Origin of the sequence: Soehngenia longivitae (genome assembly GCF_004684055.1) — a bacterium.
Taxonomy (GTDB): Bacteria; Bacillota; Clostridia; order Tissierellales; family Tissierellaceae; genus Soehngenia; species Soehngenia longivitae.
The window spans coordinates 1-24,807 of sequence record NZ_SRIB01000007.1 but is presented as its reverse complement, the minus strand read 5'-3'; the positions used below and the strand labels follow the sequence as shown (position 1 = coordinate 24,807).

At 31.3% G+C, this 24,807-nt stretch carries 22 protein-coding genes and 13 tRNA genes; 3 read left to right on the top strand and 32 right to left on the bottom strand.

Annotation, left to right across the window (positions count from 1 at the left end):
- Positions 1-36 precede the first annotated feature (36 nt).
- From E4100_RS05770 to polA, 11 genes are all read right to left on the bottom strand, one after another.
- Entirely contained in the window at positions 37-870 is an 834-nt protein-coding gene (locus E4100_RS05770) for an RnfABCDGE type electron transport complex subunit B (protein ID WP_245196367.1), read from the bottom strand.
- An 11-nt stretch (positions 871-881) separates the two neighbouring features.
- The gene (locus tag E4100_RS05765) at positions 882-1,454 is read right to left on the bottom strand and encodes an electron transport complex protein RnfA (RefSeq protein WP_135271082.1); all 573 of its coding nucleotides are present in this window, start codon (positions 1,452-1,454) and stop codon (positions 882-884) included.
- A gap of 13 nt (positions 1,455-1,467) precedes the next feature.
- Positions 1,468-2,070, bottom strand: a complete 603-nt coding sequence (gene rsxE, locus E4100_RS05760; protein ID WP_135271081.1) for an electron transport complex subunit RsxE — start codon at positions 2,068-2,070, stop codon at positions 1,468-1,470.
- A gap of 12 nt (positions 2,071-2,082) precedes the next feature.
- Entirely contained in the window at positions 2,083-2,661 is a 579-nt protein-coding gene (locus tag E4100_RS05755; RefSeq protein ID WP_135271080.1) for an RnfABCDGE type electron transport complex subunit G, read from the bottom strand.
- Entirely contained in the window at positions 2,662-3,630 is a 969-nt protein-coding gene (locus E4100_RS05750; RefSeq protein ID WP_135271079.1) for an RnfABCDGE type electron transport complex subunit D, read from the bottom strand.
- 17 nt (positions 3,631-3,647) lie between these two features.
- A complete protein-coding gene (rsxC, locus tag E4100_RS05745) occupies positions 3,648-4,970 on the bottom strand; it encodes an electron transport complex subunit RsxC (protein WP_135271078.1) in 1,323 nt (440 codons plus the stop codon).
- A gap of 119 nt (positions 4,971-5,089) precedes the next feature.
- A tRNA-Leu gene (locus E4100_RS05740) sits at positions 5,090-5,176 on the bottom strand.
- Between the two features lie 96 nt (positions 5,177-5,272).
- Complete coding sequence (locus tag E4100_RS05735; RefSeq protein ID WP_135271077.1) at positions 5,273-6,919, bottom strand: ABC transporter substrate-binding protein; 1,647 nt, start codon at positions 6,917-6,919, stop codon at positions 5,273-5,275.
- Positions 6,920-7,543, bottom strand: coding sequence for a lytic transglycosylase domain-containing protein (locus E4100_RS05730; RefSeq protein ID WP_135271076.1), 624 nt, complete (start codon positions 7,541-7,543; stop codon positions 6,920-6,922). It abuts the gene before it with no gap.
- Between the two features lies 1 nt (position 7,544).
- Positions 7,545-8,168, bottom strand: a complete 624-nt coding sequence (gene coaE, locus E4100_RS05725) for a dephospho-CoA kinase (RefSeq protein WP_135271075.1) — start codon at positions 8,166-8,168, stop codon at positions 7,545-7,547.
- Positions 8,155-10,815 (bottom strand): DNA polymerase I, encoded by a 2,661-nt coding sequence (gene polA / locus E4100_RS05720; RefSeq protein ID WP_135271074.1) that lies wholly within the window; start codon positions 10,813-10,815, stop codon positions 8,155-8,157. Before polA ends, coaE begins: the two co-directional genes overlap by 14 nt.
- A 142-nt stretch (positions 10,816-10,957) precedes the next feature.
- Between polA and E4100_RS05715 the strand changes: the two genes are divergently transcribed.
- Positions 10,958-11,044: transfer RNA gene (locus tag E4100_RS05715), tRNA-Leu, on the top strand.
- Positions 11,045-11,096: 52 nt separating this feature from the next.
- Here the strand turns inward: E4100_RS05715 and mltG are convergent.
- The 10 genes from mltG to E4100_RS05665 all read right to left on the bottom strand — a co-directional run bounded on the left by mltG (position 11,097) and on the right by E4100_RS05665 (position 21,592).
- On the bottom strand, positions 11,097-12,101 hold the full coding sequence (gene mltG / locus E4100_RS05710) for an endolytic transglycosylase MltG (RefSeq protein WP_135271073.1): 1,005 nt from the start codon (positions 12,099-12,101) through the stop codon (positions 11,097-11,099).
- A gap of 2 nt (positions 12,102-12,103) precedes the next feature.
- Positions 12,104-13,105, bottom strand: a complete 1,002-nt coding sequence (lplA, locus tag E4100_RS05705) for a lipoate--protein ligase (RefSeq protein ID WP_135271072.1) — start codon at positions 13,103-13,105, stop codon at positions 12,104-12,106.
- A gap of 9 nt (positions 13,106-13,114) precedes the next feature.
- Positions 13,115-14,743 (bottom strand): MBL fold metallo-hydrolase RNA specificity domain-containing protein, encoded by a 1,629-nt coding sequence (locus tag E4100_RS05700; RefSeq protein ID WP_135271071.1) that lies wholly within the window; start codon positions 14,741-14,743, stop codon positions 13,115-13,117.
- A 118-nt stretch (positions 14,744-14,861) separates the two neighbouring features.
- Complete coding sequence (locus E4100_RS05695) at positions 14,862-15,896, bottom strand: ABC transporter substrate-binding protein (protein WP_209315293.1); 1,035 nt, start codon at positions 15,894-15,896, stop codon at positions 14,862-14,864.
- A gap of 4 nt (positions 15,897-15,900) precedes the next feature.
- Positions 15,901-16,686, bottom strand: a complete 786-nt coding sequence (locus E4100_RS05690) for an ABC transporter permease (RefSeq protein ID WP_425596612.1) — start codon at positions 16,684-16,686, stop codon at positions 15,901-15,903.
- A complete protein-coding gene (locus E4100_RS05685) occupies positions 16,683-17,522 on the bottom strand; it encodes an ABC transporter permease (RefSeq protein WP_135271068.1) in 840 nt (279 codons plus the stop codon). Before E4100_RS05685 ends, E4100_RS05690 begins: the two co-directional genes overlap by 4 nt.
- Positions 17,523-18,566 carry a spermidine/putrescine ABC transporter ATP-binding protein gene (gene potA, locus E4100_RS05680; RefSeq protein ID WP_135271067.1) on the bottom strand — a complete coding sequence of 348 codons (1,044 nt, stop codon included), beginning with the start codon at positions 18,564-18,566 and terminating at the stop codon, positions 17,523-17,525.
- A gap of 13 nt (positions 18,567-18,579) precedes the next feature.
- Complete coding sequence (locus E4100_RS05675) at positions 18,580-19,119, bottom strand: helix-turn-helix domain-containing protein (protein ID WP_135271066.1); 540 nt, start codon at positions 19,117-19,119, stop codon at positions 18,580-18,582.
- A 147-nt stretch (positions 19,120-19,266) separates the two neighbouring features.
- Complete coding sequence (gene thiI / locus E4100_RS05670; RefSeq protein ID WP_135271065.1) at positions 19,267-20,433, bottom strand: tRNA uracil 4-sulfurtransferase ThiI; 1,167 nt, start codon at positions 20,431-20,433, stop codon at positions 19,267-19,269.
- A 4-nt stretch (positions 20,434-20,437) separates the two neighbouring features.
- Positions 20,438-21,592, bottom strand: coding sequence for a cysteine desulfurase family protein (locus E4100_RS05665; protein ID WP_135271064.1), 1,155 nt, complete (start codon positions 21,590-21,592; stop codon positions 20,438-20,440).
- A 146-nt stretch (positions 21,593-21,738) separates the two neighbouring features.
- Here E4100_RS05665 and E4100_RS05660 point away from each other — a divergent pair, with 146 nt between their 5' ends.
- Together E4100_RS05660 and E4100_RS05655 are read left to right on the top strand one after the other, a co-directional pair.
- Positions 21,739-22,722, top strand: a complete 984-nt coding sequence (locus E4100_RS05660; protein ID WP_135271063.1) for an asparaginase — start codon at positions 21,739-21,741, stop codon at positions 22,720-22,722.
- Positions 22,723-22,752: 30 nt separating this feature from the next.
- On the top strand, positions 22,753-23,763 hold the full coding sequence (locus E4100_RS05655; RefSeq protein WP_135271062.1) for a ribonuclease H-like domain-containing protein: 1,011 nt from the start codon (positions 22,753-22,755) through the stop codon (positions 23,761-23,763).
- Between the two features lie 46 nt (positions 23,764-23,809).
- Here the strand turns inward: E4100_RS05655 and E4100_RS05650 are convergent.
- From E4100_RS05650 to E4100_RS05600, 11 genes are all read right to left on the bottom strand, one after another.
- Positions 23,810-23,886 (bottom strand) — tRNA-Ile (locus E4100_RS05650).
- 10 nt (positions 23,887-23,896) lie between these two features.
- Positions 23,897-23,971 (bottom strand) — tRNA-Trp (locus tag E4100_RS05645).
- A 13-nt stretch (positions 23,972-23,984) separates the two neighbouring features.
- Positions 23,985-24,060: transfer RNA gene (locus tag E4100_RS05640), tRNA-Phe, on the bottom strand.
- Positions 24,061-24,078: 18 nt separating this feature from the next.
- Positions 24,079-24,155, bottom strand: a tRNA-Ile gene (locus tag E4100_RS05635).
- A gap of 10 nt (positions 24,156-24,165) precedes the next feature.
- A tRNA-Ser gene (locus E4100_RS05630) sits at positions 24,166-24,257 on the bottom strand.
- A gap of 3 nt (positions 24,258-24,260) precedes the next feature.
- Positions 24,261-24,351, bottom strand: a tRNA-Ser gene (locus E4100_RS05625).
- 2 nt (positions 24,352-24,353) lie between these two features.
- Positions 24,354-24,429, bottom strand: a tRNA-Lys gene (locus E4100_RS05620).
- Between the two features lie 11 nt (positions 24,430-24,440).
- Positions 24,441-24,518: transfer RNA gene (locus E4100_RS05615), tRNA-Gln, on the bottom strand.
- 6 nt (positions 24,519-24,524) lie between these two features.
- A tRNA-Arg gene (locus tag E4100_RS05610) sits at positions 24,525-24,601 on the bottom strand.
- A gap of 17 nt (positions 24,602-24,618) precedes the next feature.
- Positions 24,619-24,692, bottom strand: a tRNA-Gly gene (locus E4100_RS05605).
- 25 nt (positions 24,693-24,717) lie between these two features.
- Positions 24,718-24,803 (bottom strand) — tRNA-Tyr (locus E4100_RS05600).
- Positions 24,804-24,807: the final 4 nt, after the last annotated feature.

The window sequence follows — 24,807 nt, the reverse complement described above, 5'->3', positions numbered from 1 at the left end:
GATTAAATAAAAAAATAGAGCTTGTAATAAGCTCTATTAACTAGCAATTATATTGCTTTCTATTAAATCTTGTTTTGTAGCATCCACTATAGATTTAGTAGGACATTTTTCAACGCATACCATACAATTAGTGCATTTATCGTAATCAATTTTAGCTAAGTTATTTTCAAAAGTAAATGCATCCTCTGGGCAATTCTTGACGCATATTTTACAACCAATACACCCTATTTGGCAATAACTTCTTACTAATTTACCAGGATCTTCGCTCTTGCACTTAACTATTGCTTTGTTATCGTATGGAACTAACTCAATAATATGTTTTGGACAAACTTCAACACATTTTTTACATGCTGTACATTTTTCCCTATCTATAATGGCAATTCCATTTACAATAGTTATGGCATCAAAAGCACAAACATCAAAACAAGTACCACACCCTAAACATCCAAAGGAGCATTCTTTTTTCCCATCTGCTAAAGTAGTCTGAACTCGACAATCTTCTAGCCCTTGATAAATATATTTTTCCTTTGCTTTTTCACAATCTCCTTGACATAAAACAACTGCCACTTTTTTTTCAAACTCTCCTGCATTTACACCGAGTATTTCTGAAACAGCATTTGCTACCTTTTGCCCTCCTACTACACATGAGTTTGGTTCAGCTTTACCTTCTGATAGAGCTTTTGCTAAGCCTTCACATCCAGGATAACCACATGCCCCACAGTTTGCTCCCGGAAGTACTCTTAATAGTTTTTCCACATTTTGATTTAGTTCAACAGCAAATATTTTTGAAGCAATTGAAAGTAAAGATCCAAACAAAAGCCCAATCCCACCTAAAATAAGTACAGGTTTTATAATATTCATTATTTCCATCTAATCGCCTCCTACATAAGTCCAGAGAAACCAGCAAAAGCTATAGACATCAATCCAGCTGCTATTAAAGTTAGAGGAAATCCTTCAAGTGATTCATGAATTTCTGCTATTTCTAACTTTTCTCTAACAGAAGCCATTAAGACTAGAGCTAATGTAAATCCTAGTGCAGCACTAAATGCGCTTGCAGCAGTTTCTAATATGTTGTATCCTTCTTGGATATTTAATATTGCTACTCCCAATACGATGCAATTTGTTGTAATCAGTGGTAAATAAACTCCCATAGCATTATAAAGTGCTGGTGATGTCTTTTTTAAAACTAACTCAACAAATTGAACTAAAGATGCAATTACTAATATGAATACAATGGTCTGTAAATATTCAATATGTGCAGTTTCCAAAATTAATTTTTGTATTATAAATGTTATGACTGAAGCTAAAGTTGTTACAAAAGTAACTGCTACTCCCATTCCAGTAGCTGTCTCCATTTTATTTGATACTCCTAAAAATGGGCATGTCCCTAGAAATCTAGAGAAAACATAATTGTTTATAAAAACATTGGCGATTATTATATTTACGATATTCATTTATATTCCCTCCTTATTCTTCGGAAAATCTCTTTACTACTACAGTCCTAAATATAGCAATTAATATCCCTAATAAAATGAAGGCTCCTGGTGGTGCAACAAACAATGCCGCAGGTTTAAACCCTTCACCAAATAACTGAATACCCCAAATGCTACCTGAGCCTATTATCTCTCTAATTGTCCCTAAAATTGTTATAGCAATTCCATAACCCAATCCCATTGCAACTCCATCAATTGCTGATTTAAAAACACCATTCTTAGAAGCAAAAGCTTCAGCTCTTGCTAAAATAATACAATTTACTACAATAAGAGGAATGAATATCCCCAAAGCTTGATACATAGATTGCATAAATGCTTTCATTAACATTTCAACTAAAGTTACAAAAGTTGCAATAACAACTATAAAAATTGGAATTCTTATTTTCTCAGGTGTAACTTTTCTAATCATAGAAATTACAATATTTGATAAAACTAAAACTCCTATTACTGCTATCGCCATGGTAACGCTATTTTTTAGAGAACTCGATACTGCTAATACCGAACACATACCTATCAATTGTACAAAAATTGGATTTTGTTTTATTATACCATTTTTAAATATATCTGAGATTTTCATCTAATCACCCCGCTATTTAGAAAGATAATTTACATATGCATCTACCGCCCCATTGACAGCTGCTTGTACCGCAGTTGTGGAAACAGTTGCACCACTTAAAGCAAGAAATTCGTTGTCTGCAGACGGAGCTTCAACAGGTACTAATTTCTCAGTAGCAGATTTACCAATAAAAGATTCCGCAAATGTAGGATCATCTACAATCCTAGATCCAAGTCCAGCTGTCTCACTCATTTGCAATACATTGAATCCAACTATTCTTCCTTCAGTATTTATACCAATAAGAGATATTATATCTCCTCCATAACCAACTGATTTAACTTTCAATCCATACCCTATTACTTCCTCACCTTTTAAAGCCTTAGTTACTTCCTGAACAAAATTGTTATTGGCTATTATCTCATTCAATACGTCCTCTTCTAAAGGCTGAAAATCATCAGCTTCAGGGAACATCTCTGCAATAGCGCCAAAACTACCTTGCCTCTCTATTTCAGCAATTATAGGTGCAGTTACCTCGTTTGCAAAAGCTAAAACTCCTGCTGAAATTGCTGCAACTAAAAACAATATTAACCCGAGTTTTATTGTTTCTTTCATCTATTTTACCTCCCCAAACACTTTTGGTTTAGTGAATCTTTCAATCAAAGGAGATGCTACATTCATGATTAGAATTGCATATGTTACTCCTTCAGGAAGATTGCCTTGAACTCTAAATAAAGCCGTTAACAAACCACATCCTACAGCAAATATTATTTTCCCCATTTGAGTGACTGGAGAAGATGAATAATCAGTCGCCATAAAAATTGCACCTAATAGAAGTCCCCCACCAAGTACATGATAAATTAGATCAGTTTTATCTACACCTAATATCAGCAGCATAATAGCGGTAGTTAAAACATATATTGTTGGAACTTTCCAATCTATTACTTTTCTAATAACTAGGTATAAGCCCCCAAGTAAAAGTAAAACTGCAGATGTTTCCCCTATAACTCCTCCGATATTTCCAATAAACATTTGTTGAATTGAAGGTAAATTTCCGCTTCCTTCTTTTAGTATCTGAAGTGGTGTAGCGGTACTAACTGCATCAGGAAAAGTATATGTAGCCATGATATTTGGCCATGATGCCATAAGAGCTGCCCTCGCTCCTAGAGCTGGATTCATAAAATTAGAACCTATTCCTCCAAAGAATTCTTTCACTATAATTATGCCAAAAAATGAGCCAAATACTGCAATCCACCATGGTGCTCCTGCTGGTAAGTTTAATGCTAATAGAATTCCTGTGACCACTGCACTTAAATCTTTGATTCTAATTGGTTTTTTAAATAACTTTTGTATAAATGCTTCCGCACATATAGCAGAAATAACAGAAATAAGAATCAATTTCATCGCATTTAAACCGAAAAAATAGACGCTTGCTATCATAGCAGGTATTAAAGCAATTATTACATCAGCCATAATTCCTCTAACAGACTCATCTGATCTCATATGTGGAGATTGTGACACAATGAGTTTGTCATCTAAAGAATAAGAACCATCTTTAGTTTTTTCTAATGTTTTCTCAACCATTCTTCCACCCTCCGTATTTATGATTTCTTCCTTTTTGCAGTTATCTCACGTTTAGCTTTTTTAATGGATTCTGCCAAAGGTCGTTTTGCTGGACAAATATATGAACATGCTCCACACTCCACGCAAGCTAGAGCATTTAGCTCATCACATTTCCCATAATTATTTTTTAAAGAATAACTAGACAAATATAAAGGCTCTAATCTTGAAGGACATACATCAATGCATTTACCACATTTTATACAAGGATAAACTTCTTCATTTTTTATTTCATCTATTGATTTAACTATTATTGCATTGGAACCTTTAGCAATAGGTGCTTTTAAACTGAATTGTGCAATCCCCATCATTGGTCCACCAACTATTATCTTGCCAGGTTTATCTTTAAATCCTCCACAAGCTTCAATCAAATTTTCAATTGGTGTTCCTATTTTAACTAATAAGTTTTTAGGATTGTTCACCGCTCCAGTTACTGTAACTACTCGCTCATATAATGGTTTGCCCTTTAATACAGCATCACTTATAGCTTTTATAGTAGCTACATTGGATACGACACATCCGACATCCATAGGAAGTCCACCAAGTGGTACTTTTCTTCCTGTTATAGCGTTTATTATTCTTTTCTCATCACCTTGAGGGTACTTAGTTTTCAATGAAGCAACAACAATTTTAGTCTCCGAACCAAGTTCTCTTTTCAAAGCTTCTATTGCGTCTTGTTTATTGTCCTCTATACCAATATAAGCTTTCTCTACATTCAATGATTTCATTGCCACTTTTATCCCGGAAATAATATCACTAGTGTATTCCAACATTAACCTGTGATCAGCTGTTATATATGGCTCACATTCTGCACCATTGACAATTAATACGTCAATTTTCTTATCTTTAGGTGGTGAATATTTTACATGAGTTGGAAAAGAAGCTCCACCCATTCCTACAATTCCCATTTCTTTTAAAAGAGTAATTATTGTTTCTTGATTCAAATTCTCAAGTTTTCTTTCTTTTATATCCTCAAGCATTTCATCCTTGCCATCGTTTTCAATCACTACACATTTAGTTTTAATGCCATTAGGAGCGTAAATTGTAGATAATTCTTTAACGATTCCGGATACACTTGAATGAATTGAAGCAGAAACAAAAGCATCTGAACTTCCTATCTTTTGCCCTATTTTCACTACATCACCAACAGCTACTGTTGGCTCACAAGGAGCTCCTGTATGTTGATGTAGGGGTATGTAAACTATCTTGGGACTTTTAAATACTTCAATAGGATTGTTGCATGTCAATTCCTTATGTTCAGGAACTGTAACTCCACCTTTAAATGTTAATTTACCAAAGTCCATCACTCTACACCTCTTTGCATATTTATTAAGTTTTTAAATAAACTATCAAAACATATTATAACATTAAAACATATCTATGTATACTAAAATGGGGATTTATTGCAAAAAAAAAAAAAGAATGGTGCGAGTGATGGGATTTGAACCCATACGCTATAGCTAGCACATGCCCCTCAAACATGCCTGTCTGCCAATTCCAGCACACTCGCAATTAGATATGATACATAAATCAATGCACTATAATTATTATATAATCAAATTTATCTAATTTCAACTAAAATATATCATATCTTAACAATATTCGTTTACTTATCTAAAGCTAAATAGCAGTCTTGTAGTCCATTATATATATTGAAATAATTTGGCTTTAATTCGCCTTTGATAGAAGAATCTATGATTAAACTATCATTAGTATACATTAAACAAATATATGGCAATTCATCTATGAATAGTTTTGAGAATTCTTCATATGAGTTTTTCTTATCTTCTTCGTTGATTGATTTGTCAATATTTTCAAGTGCAACATCCATAATAGGGTTTTTGTACCTTGAATAATTATCATTGCCTATTAAATCAGATTTAAGTAGAGATTCATAGCGTTGAAAAGTCCCAATCTGATATTTAAATATAGCTAAATCAAAATTTCCGTTCATTAAATCATTCATATAATATGTGTTAGTGTCATTTTCCGAACCAGTGACTGCTGAAATCTCTACATTGATTCCTACTTCTAACAAATATGATTTTATTGTATCTGCTAAGGCTAATGAAGTCTTATCGTTTCCGTCAACTAAAAGTTTAAAGTTTAAAACTTCACCATTTTCGTTTCTACGAATATTATTAGAATTAAAAATATTATATTCAGTCATGTCCAATAACATATTTGCCTTCTCAACATTATATCCATAGTAATAAGCTGATTCTGGCATTAAGTAAAAATTAGGATGTATTACCGTATCAACAGCTGTAGCATGTGATAAGTATATTTTTTTGATTATATCTTGTCTATTTAAGGCATACAATATGCTCTTTTTTATATCACTTCCAATTGGACTATTAAAAATTTTGTTTTCATGATTTACAGCTATACCTATGTATTCTCCTGATACAAATTCTTTTATTGAAACTCTATTATTGCTTGAATACTTTTCCCAATCATATTCTAGACTCTTTGCAATATTTACTTTGCCAGCTTCAAACGCAGTCAATATTAATTGTTCATTTTCAAATACTTTGCCAGTGATATTCGTGATTTTAGGTGTTTCACCCCAATAATCTTCATTTGCTTTAAGGCGAATTTCTTTATTATTCACATATTCAATAAACTTATAAGGCCCTGTCCCAATTGGTGTAAAATTATCTTTCGAAATCCCTAACTCACCAGTGGAACTTGGAATTATTGGAAATGTCAATATGTCTAAATAAGATGTTGTTGGCTTGCTGAGTTGAATTCTTAATGAGTATTTAGATATTGAACTTACACTAATGCTCCCATTATTGTTTTCTCCATAAGCATTTTTGAGCAAAATATTGTAAATACTATCAGTTCCTGCATTTTTAAGAATGTTAATAGTAAAAACGACATCCTCTGATGTAAGTTCTGTCCCATCATGGAATAGAACATTTTCCTTTAGTTTAATCTCTAAGTTCATCCCATCACCGCTGACGGTATAACTCTCCACAAGTTTTGGTACCAACTGAAGATTTTCGTCATAATCAAATAGTCCTTCGTAAATCAATTTGCTAAAGTAAAAGTAATAGAGATTATCTGTATATATAGGGTTTAATGTTTTAAAACTTGTTAATGGTAACACTATCTCCCCATTTTCAACAATTATTTGCTGTAAACTAGAGTTAATGACTTCATCTGATTTATTTTCATCTATTTCCCCGCATCCTGTGAGGAAAGATAATAGTATAGCTAAAATTATAAATTTATGAGATTTCTTCAATTAATCAGCCTCCTTTCTTAAATCTAAAATAAAAGAATGAATTTTATCTGATACAATTTCAAATGCAGAACTATCCTCAATAAATATTTGTTCGTCATATAAAAAGGTATAAATTTTTAAACTATTTAATACTTTATTAACGTAGTTCTCAGTCTCTTTAAAAGGAATTTTATATAAAGAAGTAGAATCGTTACTATATTCCACATCATTTAGCCAATTTGTTACATTTCCACTTCCAGCATTATATGCTGCTAAAGCGACTTCTAGGTTTTCAAACTGACCAATTAGTTTACTTATATACCAAGTACCGATCTTGATATTTAAATCAGCATCATATAAATCATCTAATTTAAAATTTTCAATATTCAATTCATCCACAGCCCATCTTGCTGTTACTTCACTAATTTGCATTAACCCTCTAGCATTTTTTGAAGAAATTGCGTTTTGATTAAAATTGCTTTCAGCTTTAATTATTGAAAATACCAAAAAAGGATCTTGACCATATTCTTTTGAATACTTGTAAACAATGTCTTTATATTTAATTGGATAAACTATCGATATAACGCTATTAATTAAAAATACTAAAATAATAAATATGGTTAATATTTTAATAATTTTCCTCATTCTAATCACGATTTAAATCCCTTAATAAAACTTCAACAGTCTCTTCTAATTGTTTTAAACTACCATTATTATATATAATAACATCGCTATTATCTTTTTTGTAATTTAAATCCAATTGTGATTTAATTTTATTCAAAGCATAAGTGTAACTTATTTTATCTCTTTTCATAAGCCTATCTACTTGAGTTTGTTCTTCACAATACACAAGCCATATTTGATCAAATATAAGTCCTTGTTCAATAAGCCTCTCTCTGGTTTCAAACAGAAGGGGTATGTCTATGAATATAACTTCTTCATGCAAAATATGCTTATCAACTACCCGCATTATATTTTCAATAATTACTGGATGCAAAATTTCATTTAACTCTTCCCTCTTATCTTTATTGTTGAATATAATTTCTGCCAATTTTTCTCTGTTTAATTCTCCATTTTCTAGTAAGATATCACATCCAAATTTTTCTTTAATCTTTTCTAATCCTAATGACCCTTTTATTACTACATCTTTAGCAATTTCGTCTGCATCTACAACAAAATAACCTTTAGATTTTATGATTTCTACTACAGTGGATTTCCCAGTGGCTATACCCCCAGTTATTCCAATTATTTTAGCTCTATTTCGTATCATACCAACTTACTCCTTCTGCAATTTCAACCTTTAATGGAACTTTTAGCTTTACCACATTTTCCATTTTTTCTTTCATCAAACTCTTAATATATTCCTTTTCTTTAATATATGTTTCAATAATCAATTCATCATGTATTGTTAAAACTAAATGAGACTTCAGATTTTTTTGTTTTAAGTCTTTGTAAATTTCAACCATTGCCATTTTTATAATATCTGCTGCACTTCCCTGTATAGGCATATTCATAGCAACTCTCTCTCCAAAAGATCTTATGTTATAATTATTTGAGTTTATATCAGGAATGTATCGTCTTCTATTTAATATTGTTTCTACATATCCTTGCTCTTTTGCTTTACTTATTGAGTTCTCCATGTATCGCTTTACACCACTATAGTTTTCAAAATACTCATCTATATATTTACGTGCTTCTTTTCTGCTTATTTCTAAATCCTTAGATAAACTGTAATCAGATATCCCATATATTATACTAAAATTTATTGTTTTTGCTTTTGCTCTTAATTCAGGAGTTACATCACTTAACTCCACCCCAAATATTTCACTAGCAGTTTTTATATGGATATCCTCATCATTTATAAATGCTTCTATCATCTTTTCATCATCAGACAGATGTGCCAAAATTCTAAGTTCTATTTGTGAATAGTCTGCATCTAAAAATATATAGTCTGGTTGTTGAGCAACGAATGCTCTTCTAATCTTTTTACCATCTTCTGATCGTATAGGTATATTTTGTAAATTTGGTTCAGTGCTTGAGATCCTACCAGTACTTGTAACAGTTTGATTAAACTTTGAATTAATTCTTCCAGTGTTTTTGTTTATCATCTGCTTCAAGCCTTCAATATAAGTTGATTTTAATTTAATTATTTGGCGATATCTTATTAACTTTTCTGCTATTGGATGAACATCTTTGAGCTCCTCAAGAACTTCAATGTCAGTGGAATAACCAGTTTTTATTTTTTTTATTGTTGGTAATTTCAATTTTTCAAATAGTATATATCCCAATTGTTTTGGCGAATTTATATTGAATTCTTCTCCTGCCAATTGATATATGTCATTAATCAAATTATCAACCTCGACGTCAAAGCTCTTTCCAATATCTTCAAGTTCTTTCTCATTCACTAAAATCCCAAAATATTCCATGCTGGCAAGAACTTCTACTAAAGGAATTTCAACATTTAAAAAAAGTTCTTCCATCTGCCTTTGCTCAATTATTTCCATCATTTTAGGTTTTGATAGCTCAACAGTATTTAATGCAAAAGCTATGTATTCCATTATTTCCTTTTTCTCTATTTCCTTGAAATTCTTTTTTGACTTTCCTTTACCCAATAAATCATCAATATTATTACCATTGATTTCAAGATATTCTTTAGCAATCTTATCAATAGCATAATCAATTTGATCTGGATTTATCAGATACTGAGCTATTGCTGAATCGAACTCTAAGCCAAAAATATCCCAACCTTTTTTGAACATGCTAACAATATCAGATTTGCAATCCCAGCTGTTTTTTATTATATCTTTATTATTAAATATGTCCTTTAATGCTTTTGCTCTTTCTGATTCAATAGTCGTAAAATCAATGTAAGACGCATTTTCTCCTTTAACTTTTATTCCTAAACCAATGACATTATCATGTAAATAATCGTCTACAACAAATTTAAATGTGATTTCTTTTGCTTCATTTATTCTATTGATTAAGTAATTAAATTCATTATCATTTTTAATTTCATTTATTTGAAATATCTCTATTGGCTTTGTTTCCTCAAATCCGCTATCTAGTTTATTCAATAAACTCTTAAATTCTAGATCTTCAAATAAATTTTTAAGTTCCGTAGTGTTTTGTTTGCCAAATGTCAAATCTTCTATTTCAAAGTCAAGTGGTACTTGTGTTATTATCTCAGAAAGTCTTCTGCTAACAATAGCTATATTTTTACCCTCTGATAGCTTTTCTCTGAGTTTACCTTTAATCTCGTTAATATTATTAAATACATTTTCTATACTACCATACTGCTGTACCAGTTTTAAGGCAGTTTTCTCACCTATTCCGTCAATTCCTGGTATGTTATCTGACTTATCACCCATTAATGCTTTTACTTCTATAAATTGTTTAGGTTCAATTCCATATTCTTCATTAATTCTCTTTCTGTCATATTCTTCAATTTCTGTAATCCCTTTTTTTGTCATAATAATTTTAATTTTATCAGTAGCAAGTTGCAGATAATCTCTATCACCTGTCACTAAATATACATTTAGTCCTTTATCCTCAGCTTTTTCTGCCAATGTCCCTGCAATGTCATCAGCTTCGTACATATCTAGGTCAATTGTCTTTATCCCCATATTCTTCAATATTTCTTTCAATATAGGAAATTGCATTGAAAGCTCATTTGGAGTCTTATCTCTCGTTCCTTTATAGCTTTCGTATGCTTCATGCCTGAATGTTTTTCCTTTTCTATCAAACGCAACACATATATAATCAGGTTTGTAATGATCTAATACTTTATAGAGCATAGTTAAAAATCCGTAAACTCCATTAGTATAAACTCCACTCTTGTTGCTTAATAGAGGTAATGCATAGAATGCTCTATGAACTAATGAGCTACCATCAATCACCATTAATGTTTTCGCTTGCATCAATATCACTCCTCTTTCAAATAATTATAGTATATCATTATTTATACATGGAGGTAAACAATATATCAAACCAATGAGATGTAAAAAAATATTAGTTGATTTTTATTTTAGTATGTGCTATTATTAATTTTGTGCTAAACATGCCGAAGTGATGGAATTGGCAGACGTACTGGACTCAAAATCCAGCGGTGGCAACACCGTGCGGGTTCGACTCCCGCCTTCGGCACCAAAAAAACCCACTCTCATTTACCAATTGTGGTTTATGACCGTGGGTTATTTTTTTATTTCATGTTTCTATAATTTTCTACATTTTTCAGGTGTTCTTCATAAGTTTTTGCAAACACATGCCCGTTTTCTCCCATTACATAATAAAAATAATCATGTTCTTCTGGATAAAGCGCTGCAATAATAGAATTTAAACTAGGAGAAGCAATTGGCCCAGGTGGAAGCTCTTTGTTTACATAAGTATTATATGGATTTGGTTCAATTAAATCATTTTTAGTGAGTACGCTTAAGTGCTCTTTACCTTTACCTTTTCCATATATCACAGATGCATCAATTTGAAGAGGCATTCCTACCTCAAGTCTATTGTAAATAACTCCAGCTATAGTCGCTCTCTCATCATCATTATATGCTTCTCTTTCAATTAAAGATGCTATAGTCAATATCTCATGTTTAGTTCTATTCATTTTTATTAGTTGATCTTCCATTTCTTGCGTCCACTTATCATTTAAAGTTCGCACCAATAGTGCAACAATATCTGCTTCATCCTGATTTTTACTAAAAAAATAAGTATCAGGGAAAAGATAGCCTTCCAAACTAAAATACATATCTTTATTATCGACTTTGTCAGATAGATTCTCATCAAAATAGTTTTCAGTTGCAGCTATAAATTCATCTTTATCCACCAATTCATTATCTTCTAGTTTTGTAGCAAACTGATATAATGTAAAGCCCTCAGGGAAAGTTACTTTTATGGTATCACTCTCATTACCTATAGTTAACATTTTATAAATATCCTCAAATGACGTATTCGGAGCCACTTTATACTCTCCGGTTTTTATATCTTTCCCAAATGATTTTCCCTTGTAGTAAAAATAATTTTTACTCCTAATAGCTTTTAATTCATATAATTTATTTGCTATGTCTCTAAGATTATCACCTTGCTCGACTACTATTATTACTTCTTCATTATTAATCGTATTTGATAAATATCTCGGTAGGGTTATAATACTAATTAATATAATAAACGCGATTAAAATTAATATTAATATGCTTTTTCTCATATTCACTCCTCATAACTGAATAATAGTTCCAAAAAGTCATCTTGAGTTATATTTCCAAGATAATTAACAATATCAATTTTTGATATCTTATTAAGGATTTCATTTTTTTCATATTTTGTATTTTTTAGTAATTCTTCTAATTCTGAAACATCTTTTGTCCCAAAAAAATCACCATATATTTTAATATTATCAATTATTCCAGATTTTATTTCTAGTCTAACGTCTATTGAACCAGAAGGAAATCTCTTATAATTTTTCCAGTTAAAATCTGGTGACTGCCCATAATTCCATTCCCAAGTGTTATACTTAGTCTTACACAGTTTATCTATATTCTCTAAGTGTTCATCTGAAAGTTTATATTCTTCTAAAGGCTGATCAAGATATTCAAAAATATACTTTAATAATATTTCTTTGAATTCAATGATATCAATGTCTTCTTTCATATAAGGTCTGATGTTAGTGACTCTTGATTTGACAGATTTTACTCCTTTTGACTCTATTTTATCTTGTTTGACATTTAAAGCTTGGGATAAAACACTCAAATCAGTGTCATAAAGTATTGTTCCATGGTTTAATACTTTTCTCTTGTGCAATGATTGAGCAATTCCCGATATTTTCTTTCCATCTACTGTGAGGTCATTCCTGCCTGATAGTTCTGCGTTTATACCAAATTTCTCTAAAGCTTTTAAAATAGGTATGTTAATTACAGAAAAATCTATTTTCTCTTTGCCTTCTATATTTTTTATTATTGAAAAATTCAAATTTCCAAAATCATGATATACTGCACCACCTCCTGTAACTCTCCTAACCACTTTAATGTCTTTGTCATTAACAAACTGTTGATTTATTTCTTCAATTGTGTTTTGGTTTTTCCCAACAATAATTGCTGGACTATTTATCCACAAAAAAACATATTCCTCATCATCTGGTAAATTCTTAAATAAATACTCCTCAAAAGCTAAATTATAATATGGATTGTTTGAAAGATTCGTTACAAATTTCATATTTCCTCCTTATTTTCCTAATAGTAAATTAATTTCTAATAAAGCGTTCCTTATTTCTGACACTTTATTTCTAAGTATATCATAATTATTTCTTAATATTTTATCATTTTTATCTTCTTCTAATAAAAATTTTAAATTCTTAATTTCATCTTCCAGCACATTAATTTCGCTCAAAATATCTATTCTTTCATTCAAAATATTTATTCCCAAATCACTAATTTGAGAAGTAAAACCATCTTTTATTATAAAACCGTCCCCAAAATTTGGTATAATAGATTCAATCCCAAAATCATATAGAAGTTCTCTTGACAAACTATTTGCAGCATCAACTTCTCCATGGACTACGAAAACTTTTTTCGGCTTTTTCTCAAAATGAGATAGCCAATCCCTAAGATGGAGAATATCTGCATGGGCAGAAAAGCCTTGTAAATTATATATTTCCAACCCAACGATTATTTCTTCGCCTAATAATTTAACTTTTTTAACACCATCAAGTAATAATCTTCCTAAGGTTCCTTCAGCCTGGTACCCAACAAATACTAAACTGTTTTGTGAATTCCACAAGTTATGTTTTAAGTGGTGTCTTATTCTTCCTGCATTTGCCATACCACTTGCTGAAATAATGACCTTAGGATACTGGGCTTTATTTAAATTCATAGATTCTTCCTTACTCTGTACATATCTTAAATTTTCAAATTCAAAAGGATTATCGCCTGATAAAATCAGTTTTTTAGCCTCATCATCAAAGAAAATGGCATTTTCTTGAAATACCTTGGTTGCTTCTATTGCCATTGGACTATCTATATATATAGGTATTTTTTTGTATTCTTCAGTATTTATATACTCATAGTACTTATTAAGTTGATAAATTAGTTCCTGAGTTCTACCAACAGCAAAAGATGGGATCAGTACAGTTCCTCCTCTATTTGCTGTATTTTCGATTATCTCAATCAATTCATTCATACTATCAAAATAGTTTTCATGTATTCTATTCCCATAAGTTGATTCTATTATTAAATAATCTGCCTCTTTGATGTATTCGGGATCTCTAAGTATAGGTCTTTTTGACATTCCCAAATCGCCTGTATATACAATCTTTATGGTATTATTATATTCTCTAATCCAAAGTTCAACAATAGCTGATCCTAATATGTGTCCTGCATCTCTAAATGTCAATTTTATATCATCATTTAGATTTATTTCTTGATCATAGTTATATACATTAAAATAAGAAATAGAATGTTGTGCTTCTTCTATCGTGTATAGCGGTTTCTTCAATTCTTCCCCTGCTCTACGCCTTCTATTGTTTTCCCATTCAATATCTGATTGCTGTATATGTGCACTATCTTTTAGCATTATTTCACTTAATTGCATAGTTGGTTTAGTAGAAATTATTCTTCCTCTAAACCCTTCATTAATTAATTTTGGTATCCTACCACTATGATCTATATGAGCATGAGTTAATATTAAATAATCTATCTGTTTAGGATCATAAGGAAATGGTGAGTAATTAAGGTTTTCAATCTCTTTATTCCCTTGAAACATCCCACAATCTAACAACAACTTATATTTAGCAGTTGATATCAATATATTTGAACCAGTCACTATTTTTGTAGCTCCAAAGAATTTTATTTCCACAATCCCACACCCCCATGTAAATAGTTTTCTATTATATACCCAAATATACTCATAAAAATACTTCCTAAATGCAGGTCATCTGATATAACCTTTGTTTAGGAAGTATTTAATGTAATCTTTACATAGAGCTAAAAATCTCCGTCCATATTCTATCATATTCTTTTAATAAGTCCGAAGGGTCTTTAAATATTTCAGTGTTTTCCAATTCACTAAAGTCAGGATATGCCACTTTATTGTTCTTTAATTCATCACTGAGTAATTCAATTGCTTTAGGTATAGGCGAAGAATATCCTATATATTCTGCATTTTTAGCAGCTATGTCTGGTCTAAGCATAAAATCGATAAATTTATGTGCTAACTCAACATTTTGGGCATCTTTTGGTATAACCATCGCATCAAACCACAGATTTGTGCCTTCTTCAGGCAAAACGTATACTAAGTTTGGATTCTCTCTCATCATTGCAACAGCATCTCCAGACCATACAACTCCAATAGCAGCTTCCTCACTGATAATTGAATCCTTTATTTCATCTCCTTGATAAGCATAGACTAGAGGTCGTTGCTTAATTAATTCATTTTTAGCTTCTTCAAGCTCATTGATGTTTCTGGTATTCATTGAATAGTGAAGCTTTTTCAAAGCCACAGCTAGAGTATCTCTTTGGCTATTAAGCATTATTATCTCTCCACTGAATTCTTCATCCCATAAATCAGCCCATTTTGTCAAAGGTCTATTGACTAGATTTTTGTTGTATATTATTCCAACAGTACCCCACATATATGGTATAGAATATTGATTGTTAGGATCATAATCTAAATTCATGAATTTTTCATCTACATTGTTTATATTTGCTATTTTAGTAGTATCTATTTTCTGTATTAGATCTTCTCTTATCATTCTTTCAATCATATAATCTGATGGGAATATAACGTCGTAACTACTCCCACCTTGTTTGATTTTAACATATAAATCTTCATTAGTAGCAAAAGTATCATATACTACTCTAACATTGTATTCCTCTTCAAATATATTCAAAACCTCTGGATCTATATAATCTCCCCAATTGTATATGTTTAAAGTGGGTCTGTCATCAGAGCAACCAGATATTATACTGACAGATAGTACCCCAAGTAGCAATAAACAAATTCTTTTTATCCATTTATTTTTCAATTGCCTTTTCCTCCTCTTTTTCACTTCTTTTATAAATAATTAATAATAAACCCATTAGTGTTAAAAACATAAGCGTTGATAACGCATTAATAACTGGATTAATTCCTCTTCTAGCCATTGAGTAAATCATTATGCTTAAGTTTGAAACTCCTTTTCCTGCGGTAAAAAAGCTAATCACAAAGTCATCAATAGATAGAGTAAAAGCTAACAAAGCTCCTGTTACAATCCCTGGCATTATCTGAGGAATTATAACTTTTCTTATTGCATAAAAAGGAGTAGCACCTAGGTCAAGAGCAGCTTCTGCTAGATGTTTATTCATTTGCTTTAATTTAGGTAATACTGATAGTATTACATATGGGGTACAGAATGTTATATGTGCTAATATAATTGTAATTATCCCTAGTTCTAACTTTGCCATTTTGAACAAAACCATAAAGGATACAGCTGTTACAATGTCAGGATTTAATACTGGCAAATAGTTTAGATTTAAAGCAAATTTTTTCGTAAATCCTTTCATGTCATATATTCCAATAGCTGCAAAAGTTCCCATTATTGTTGAAACCAATGATGAAGTAATTGCTATGATTAATGTATAATACAAAGATCTTAATATCTCTTTGTTTTTGAATAATTCAATGTACCATTTTATTGTAAATCCATTCCAATTTCCTCTAGATTTAGAATCATTGAAGGAGAAAATAATCAAAACAACTATGGGAGCATATAAAAACACAAAAATTAACGCTGTGTAAATTCTACTTAGATGTTTTGTCACCATAATCCGCTAACATCTCCTTCTTTGTCTTTATCAAATTTAGATGTCAATGCCATAGATATCAATATAAATACCATCAATATTATTGACATTGCTGACCCAAAATGCCAATCTCCAGTATATCTAAATTGTTGTTCTATGAGATTTCCTATTAAATAAGTTTTGTTGCCCCCTAATAAACTTGATATGACAAATGTACTAACTGCTGGTATAAAAACCATTGTAACTCCTGATAAAACTCCAGGTAAGCTTAGAGGAAATATAACTTTTAAGAAAGTTTTTAGCTTATTAGCTCCTAAATCCCATGATGCTTCAATTAAGCTATTATCCATTTTAGTCAAAACTGAAAATATAGGTAATACCATGAATGGCAAGAAATTATAAACCATGCCTAGTAAAACGGCTGTATCGTTATAAAGCAAATCTAAAGGCTGGAATCCTAATTTAGTTATAAGTAGATTTATTATACCGTTTTTCCCTAATAGTGTTAGCCATGCATAAGTTCTTAATAGGAAATTCATCCACATCGGAATAACAAATAATAATATTAAAATATTTCTATTTTTTAACTTTGCTTTGCTTATTATGTAAGCAACTGGATAACCAAGTAAGAAACAAATAATAGTTGATATAAATGCTAATTGTATAGATTTTTTGAGAACCTCTAAATACATCGGGGTAAAAAATCTCTTAAAATTCTCTAGACTAAAATTAGCTAGAGAAATACTTTGACTATCTCCAGAAGTAAAGGCTAAATAAGCTACCATAAACAGCGGAATAGCAATGAAAATAGCCATCCATATTAGATAGAAATAACCATGTTTACTTAATTTCATTTATTTCTCCTTTCTCATGACATGTATGTTATCAGGGACTATTCTCAAGCCAACATAGCTACCAGCATCTTTCATTATTGTTGAATGTATTTTCCAGGTATAATCATTTGTTTGTACTTCCATCTCGTAGTGGACTCCTTTGAATAAAACGTTTTTAACAATTCCCATTAATTGTGCTTTATCTTCTTCAACTATTTCTACATCTTCAGGTCTTATTACTACATCAACTTTTTCATCTTTATCAAAACCTTTATCGACACATATAAATTCTTTACTTAAAAACCAAACTTTAAAGTCTTTTTCCATTATTCCATCTAATATATTGCTTTCACCTATAAATTGAGCTACAAACCTGTTTTGAGGTTCATTGTAGATATCTATTGGTGTGCCTATTTGTTGAATTTTTCCTTTATCCATTACAACAACTGTATCAGACATTGTTAAAGCTTCTTCTTGGTCATGAGTCACATATATAAAAGTTATCCCTACGCTTTGTTGCATCTTCTTTAATTCAATTTGCATTTCTTTTCTGAGTTTTAAATCCAATGCTCCTAAAGGTTCATCTAAAAGCAACACTTTAGGTTCATTAACCAAAGCCCTTGCAATCGCAATTCTCTGTTGCTGTCCTCCACTTAATGACTCAATATTTCGTTTTTCAAAACCAGCTAGATTAACAAGTTCTAACATCTGAGTTACTTTTTTTTTAATTTCTTCATTACTTTTTTTCTTTATTTTTAAGCCAAAAGCAATATTCTCAAATACATTTAGATGTGGAAATAAAGCATATCTCTGAAAAACAGTATTTATCTGTCTTAAGTATGGTGGAAGCCCTGTAATGTCATTTCCTTCAAAAACTACCTTTCCTTCAGTGGGATTTTCAAATCCTCCAATTATCCTCAATGTAGTTGTTTTGCCACACCCACTAGGACCAAGCAGGGTTAAGAATTCATTTTGTCTTATATATAAATTCATATTATCTAATACTAAATCTTCTCCAAATTTCTTAGATAAATTAATTAAATCAATTGTATGAACTTTTGCCATTTTTTCACCTCACTTAGAAATTAGGTGGAGTACTTATCCACAAAAATGAAGCACTATTATTACACTCATTAGAAATATAATGATATCTATTTGCCTTGTAATAAAAGCTTTCGCCTTTCTTTACTTTATATTTTTCATTGCCAATGTATAAAATAATATTTCCTTTCAAAACATAACCAAATTCTTCGCCTTCATGAGGATAATCCTCTTTAGTTTTTCCGCCTGGGAGTAAATCAACTTTAATTGGTTCCATGAGATTTTTTTGTGAATTTGGAACTATCCAGCTTAATACATACCTAAGTTCTTCGTTTTCAGTTTCAAAAACATCTTCTTTATGAAAAACTATCTTTTCTTCTATTTCATCACTAAAAAAATCCTTTAAATTAGTCCCGAGAGATTCTAGTATGTCTATTAATGTTGATATTGAAGGTGAAGTTAAATCTCTTTCTAATTGTGAAATAAAGCCCTTTGTAAGTTCACATCTGTCAGCAAGCTCTTCCTGTGTTAAATTATTCCTAACTCTGAGTTCTTTTATTTTTTCTCCAATCTTCATGAGTCCCTCCATATTCTATAGCATTAAACAAAAAGTTTATATTTACTAAACACGTACTAGTTCAGTATAAGCCACAAAATCAATCATGTCAATATATATTATATATTTTTTTGCTAAAACTAAAATAAAATAGAACACTTAAGTGTTCTATTTTATTTGGCGTACTATTTTATTTTTAAGTGCGTCATCTATGAGATTTTCTATTTCTAGACTTTCTTCAGCCTTCAAAATTTCTTTTAATTTTGGTCTTGTCAACGGATGCTTAGGCAAGAAAACTGTACAGCAATCTTCAAATGGTAAAATCGAAGTTTCGTAAGTTTCTATATCAATTGCCATTTTTACAATATCTGTTTTATCAAATCCTATTAAAGGCCTAAGAATTGTCATATTCACTGCTTTTTCTATAACGTTAATGCTTTCGATAGTCTGGCTCGCTACTTGTCCTAGGTTCTCGCCTGTTATCAAACAATCATACTTGATATCTTGTGCAATTCTTTCTCCTATTCTCATCATAAATCGTCTCGAAAGAATAGTCATTTGGTCTTCAGGGCAATTCTCATTTATTGCCTTTTGAATGTTTAATAAATTTATGCTATATACTTTTAATGGGCCTGTGTATATAGATAATTCTTCTGCTAATTTAAGAACTTTTTCCTCTGCTCTTTGAGAAGTAAAAGGATATGAGTGAAAATGTAAACAGTCAATCTCAACTCCGCGTTTTGCCATCATATATCCTGCTACAGGGCTATCTATTCCACCAGACAAGAGTAATAAGCCCTTACCATTTGTCCCAATAGGAAGCCCTCCTCTTGATTTAAATTTGTCAATATAAACATAAGCGTTCTCCTTTATATCAATATATAGATTTATCTTGGGCGAAATAACATCTACTTTTACGTTATCAATTTTATCTAAAATTGCTCCTCCTACTATTCTGGAAACTTCAGGTGATATCAGTGGATATCTCTTATCAGACCTTGTTGTATTGACTTTAAAAGTAATTATTCCTTCTTCCTTTATCTTCTCATTTAGTAAAGTTATACTTGCTTTTTTTATGTCTTCTAAGTCAGTAGAAGTTCTGATACAAGGGCTTACATAAATTATTCCAAATATCTTAGTTAATCTGTTAATCGCTGTTTGTTCTGCATTTTCAAGTCCTTCTATATATATTTTACCTTGTTCCTTATATATTTTATAATCTCCTAATCCCTTTAAAGCTCTTTTAATATTGTCTATCAATTTGTTTTCGAAGTATTTTCTATTCAAACCCTTTAAAACAATTTCTCCTAAACTAATGCTTATTACTTTATCCAAAGCCTCATCTCCTTGTTATTTTTCGTATGTCGCTTACAAATTTATTTATTTCATTCAACACAAAATCAATATCATCATTTATGTTTTCATAAGAAAAACAAAATCTTATAGTACCTTCTATTAAATTATCATTAATTCCTATGGCTTTTAAAACATGACTCTTTTTATTTGATTTTGAAGAGCAAGCTGACCCAGTAGACACATATATGTCTTTGTCTTCTAGCATATGGAGTAAAACTTCTCCTCTTACATCTTTAAAAGAAACGCTAAGTATATAACTTGACCCCGTTTCATCAAGTGGAGAATTTATTTTTATATCACTTATATTTTCTATAAAGTAATCTGCAAATTTTGTTTTTATAGCCTCTACTTCTGATTTTTCTTTTAATAAATTATCCTTAGTTATATCTACTGCTTTACAAAATCCAGCAATAGCTGGGATATTTTCAGTCCCAGATCTAAGTGATTTTTCTTGATTCCCTCCAAAAATAATGGGTTCAATTCTTGACTTTCCTCTTAAATAAAGTCCACCTATACCTTTTGGCCCATGAATTTTATGTGCACTAAAAGAAAAGCTATCCACACCAAGTTCATTTACCGATATATTTAGTTTCCCAAATGATTGGACACCGTCAACATGAAAGTGAATGTTAGGATTCTTGGATTTAATAATTTGACTTATTTTTTTAATATCTTGAATCACTCCTATCTCATTATTAATATGAATTATGGCTATGAGTATTGTGTCTTCCTTAATACTCTCTTCAAGTTCTGATATATCAATTCTACCATATTCATCATTTGATAAATAGGTTACTTCATACCCTTCTTTCTCATATTCTTTTATGACATTTATTACTGATGGATGTTCTAATTTAGTAGTTATTATGTGTTTGCCATTTCTTTTTTTTGCCTTTATCGCTCCCTGGATGGCAATATTATTGCTTTCTGTTCCACCTGATGTAAAATAGATTTCATTATCTTTACAATAAAGAAAACTTGCAATATTTTCTCTAGCATTGTTTAAGATTTTTTCAGCATTTAATCCAATTTTATGCAATGAAGAAGGATTTCCAAAATCATATAACATACAATTGCTAATGGTTTCAATAACTTCTTTTCTTGGTTTTGTTGTTGAACAATTATCTAAATATATCATATCTGCACCTCTTGTATTTAAATCATAAGTATATTATACCTTAGTGGTGAATACTTATAAACCATTTTATATATTTGCTTGATGAGATATTGTGTTTAAGAAAATACTGTGATACGATTTCATTATCACAAAATGGAGGTATTTAAATGAAAAAAAGGATTGCAATTATTTTTACTGGTGGAACCATTGCGATGAAAATTGATCCAAGCATTCATGCAGCAATACCCGCTTTAAATGCTGAAGAGATTATAGGAACAGTAAAAAATATACAAGATATGGCAGAAATAAAAGTTGTCAATTTTTCAAATTTACCTAGTCCACATATCGATCTTGATATACTAATGGATCTATATTCATTAGTAAAAGCTGAAATTGAAGACGATAAAACAGATGCTGTAATAATAACACATGGTACTGATACCTTAGAAGAAACAGCATATTTACTTGATTTATTGTTGAATACAAAAAAGCCAGTTATACTAGTTGGTGCTATGAGAAATTTCTCAGAATTAGGCTATGATGGTTCAAGCAATCTATCAGCTGCTATATGTACTGCTCTTTCACCTAACTCAATAGACAAAGGTGTTCTAGTTGTCATGAACAATGAAATAAATGCTGCAAGTGAAGTAACAAAAACTAATACGCTTTCATTGGATACATTCAAATCTCCGGAATTTGGGCCTTTAGGAATAGTTGACAATGATGAAGCTCTTTATTACAGAAATATCATTCAAAGACAGCATATAGAAACGAATAAAATTGAAAAAAGAGTTGGATTATTGAAATGTTGTGCTGGGATGGATGCAGATATTATGGACTATTACATAAATAACAATTACAAAGGGCTCATAATAGAAGCCTTGGGTAGAGGTAATGTACCTCCAAACCTAGTACCAGGAATAAAACGTGCTCTATCAAATAACATGATTGTTGGTTTAGTCTCAAGATGTAATACGGGTAGAGTCCTTTATACTTATGGGTATGAAGGTGGCGGAAAGCATTTGAGAAATCTAGGGGTAATTTTTGGTGGAAATTTACCTGGCCAAAAAGCGAGGATAAAATTATGTGCAATTCTTGGATATACACAAGACAAAGAGGAAATAAAGAATTTATTTGAAATAAACTTATAATTTAATTGATTGATTATCAGGTGAGCATATATGAAAATAATAAAAGAGAATATTTCTTATCCAAAAGTTAATGCTGATAAACCTATTAATAATAACATATCTTTTTTGGATATTGAAACAACAGGATTAAACAGCAAATATTCGTACGTATATTTAATTGGCATTTTAAATTATGATTACAAAGCCAACAGTTATAAACTAATTCAATATTTTGCAGAAAGTAAAAATGAAGAGATTCAAATTTTAAAAACATTTGTTTATGACTATGATCCTGATTCTCTCATTATAACATACAATGGTGATACTTTTGATATTCCATTTTTAAAAGCAAGGTTGCAAAGGTATAATATAACTTTCGAATTTAAAGTTACCAAAGACATTTATAAGGATATATTAAAGAATAAAATGTACTTAAATTTAGACAATTATAAGCTCAAAACAATAGAAACATTTCTTAGTATAAATAGAGCTGATGCTTACACTGGATTAGAATGCATAGAATTTTATAAAGAGTATCTTATAACTAAATCTGATGATTTATTAGGTAAAATTCTTAAACATAACTATGATGATATATATTATTTACCTCAAATATTGCGTATATACGACGTATTAGAAGATAGAAAAAGGATAGATATTGATTATGATGAAATAGCATATAAATTTGTTATGGAAAATATAGATAATTATGAAAATAAAATAGTTGTTAGTGGTAATTATAACCCAGCAATACAAATAGAAATAAATCTCTATTTGCCAAGCTGCACTATCCTATTAAATAAGAATGGAAAGTTTGAGGTTGATTTCTATATTAATAATGCTTTAGATAGTAACAATCAGGTCATTACATTTCTTTATGTTGAAGATGTATATTTAAAAAATAAAGATTTTGAAAAACTTTCATTCACTAGTAATAATATCATTGTTATATCAATTAATAAAAAATTGATAATAAAAAACATAAAAATTGTACTTAAAAATATAATCTATTATGCAATAAGTAAAGTTTTTAGTAACAGCTCAAGTAAGGATTTAGAATAATAAAAAAGAGAATTGTGATTAACAATTCTCTTTTTTATTATTCTAATGGTGGGCCTTCAGGGACTCGAACCCCGGACCTGCCGGTTATGAGCCGGACGCTCTAACCAACTGAGCTAAAGGCCCTAACAACATTTGGCAGGGGTGGCAGGATTTGAACCCACGACATTCGGTTTTGGAGACCGACGTTCTGCCGCTGAACTACACCCCTAGCTAAATAAAAATGGTGCCCAGAGCCGGAATCGAACCAGCGACACGTGGATTTTCAGTCCACTGCTCTACCGACTGAGCTATCTGGGCAAAATTTAAATATGTAATTGGTGGGCCTTCAGGGACTCGAACCCCGGACCTGCCGGTTATGAGCCGGACGCTCTAACCAACTGAGCTAAAGGCCCTTAAAGAATGTGGCGGAGAAGGAGGGATTTGAACCCTCGCGCCCCTTATCGGGACCTACTCCCTTAGCAGGGGAGCCTCTTCAGCCACTTGAGTACTTCTCCTTTTGGCGGAGAGAGTGGGATTCGAACCCACGTGGGCCGCAAAGCCCAAACGGTTTTCAAGACCGCCCCGTTATGACCACTTCGGTACCTCTCCATTGGTGATCCATCCGCGACTCGAACGCGGGACACCCTGATTAAAAGTCAGGTGCTCTGCCGACTGAGCTAATGGATCAAATATAAAAGTGGCTGGGGTGGCAGGACTCGAACCTGCGAAAATGCTAGAGTCAAAGTCTAGTGCCTTACCGGCTTGGCTACACCCCAACATAATGGTGCACCTAGGAGGATTCGAACCCCCGGCACACGGATTAGAAGTCCGTTGCTCTATCCTACTGAGCTATAGGTGCACGTTATTAATTTTCTATGGAGCGGGTGAAGGGAATCGAACCCTCGCAACCAGCTTGGAAGGCTGGGGCTCTACCACTGAGCTACACCCGCATATTATTAATTTACTTACTTTTATTGGTGGAGGAGACTGGATTCGAACCAGTGAAAGCTGAGCTAACGGATTTACAGTCCGTCCCCTTTGGCCAACTCGGGAACTCCTCCTGAT

Excerpts from the sequence above, each read along its gene's own strand:
- E4100_RS05770 (WP_245196367.1), bottom strand. The coding sequence starts at position 870 with ATGGAAATAATGAATATTATAAAACCTGTACTTATTTTAGGTGGGATT.
- E4100_RS05765 (WP_135271082.1), bottom strand. The coding sequence starts at position 1,454 with ATGAATATCGTAAATATAATAATCGCCAATGTTTTTATAAACAATTAT.
- rsxE (WP_135271081.1), bottom strand. The coding sequence starts at position 2,070 with ATGAAAATCTCAGATATATTTAAAAATGGTATAATAAAACAAAATCCA.
- E4100_RS05755 (WP_135271080.1), bottom strand. The coding sequence starts at position 2,661 with ATGAAAGAAACAATAAAACTCGGGTTAATATTGTTTTTAGTTGCAGCA.
- E4100_RS05750 (WP_135271079.1), bottom strand. The coding sequence starts at position 3,630 with ATGGTTGAGAAAACATTAGAAAAAACTAAAGATGGTTCTTATTCTTTA.
- rsxC (WP_135271078.1), bottom strand. The coding sequence starts at position 4,970 with ATGGACTTTGGTAAATTAACATTTAAAGGTGGAGTTACAGTTCCTGAA.
- E4100_RS05730 (WP_135271076.1), bottom strand. The coding sequence starts at position 7,543 with ATGAGGAAAATTATTAAAATATTAACCATATTTATTATTTTAGTATTT.
- coaE (WP_135271075.1), bottom strand. The coding sequence starts at position 8,168 with ATGATACGAAATAGAGCTAAAATAATTGGAATAACTGGGGGTATAGCC.
- polA (WP_135271074.1), bottom strand. The coding sequence starts at position 10,815 with ATGCAAGCGAAAACATTAATGGTGATTGATGGTAGCTCATTAGTTCAT.
- mltG (WP_135271073.1), bottom strand. The coding sequence starts at position 12,101 with ATGAGAAAAAGCATATTAATATTAATTTTAATCGCGTTTATTATATTA.
- lplA (WP_135271072.1), bottom strand. The coding sequence starts at position 13,105 with ATGAAATTTGTAACGAATCTTTCAAACAATCCATATTATAATTTAGCT.
- E4100_RS05685 (WP_135271068.1), bottom strand. The coding sequence starts at position 17,522 with ATGAAATTAAGTAAACATGGTTATTTCTATCTAATATGGATGGCTATT.
- potA (WP_135271067.1), bottom strand. The coding sequence starts at position 18,566 with ATGGCAAAAGTTCATACAATTGATTTAATTAATTTATCTAAGAAATTT.
- E4100_RS05675 (WP_135271066.1), bottom strand. The coding sequence starts at position 19,119 with ATGAAGATTGGAGAAAAAATAAAAGAACTCAGAGTTAGGAATAATTTA.
- E4100_RS05665 (WP_135271064.1), bottom strand. The coding sequence starts at position 21,592 with ATGATATATTTAGATAATTGTTCAACAACAAAACCAAGAAAAGAAGTT.
- E4100_RS05660 (WP_135271063.1), top strand. The coding sequence starts at position 21,739 with ATGAAAAAAAGGATTGCAATTATTTTTACTGGTGGAACCATTGCGATG.
- E4100_RS05655 (WP_135271062.1), top strand. The coding sequence starts at position 22,753 with ATGAAAATAATAAAAGAGAATATTTCTTATCCAAAAGTTAATGCTGAT.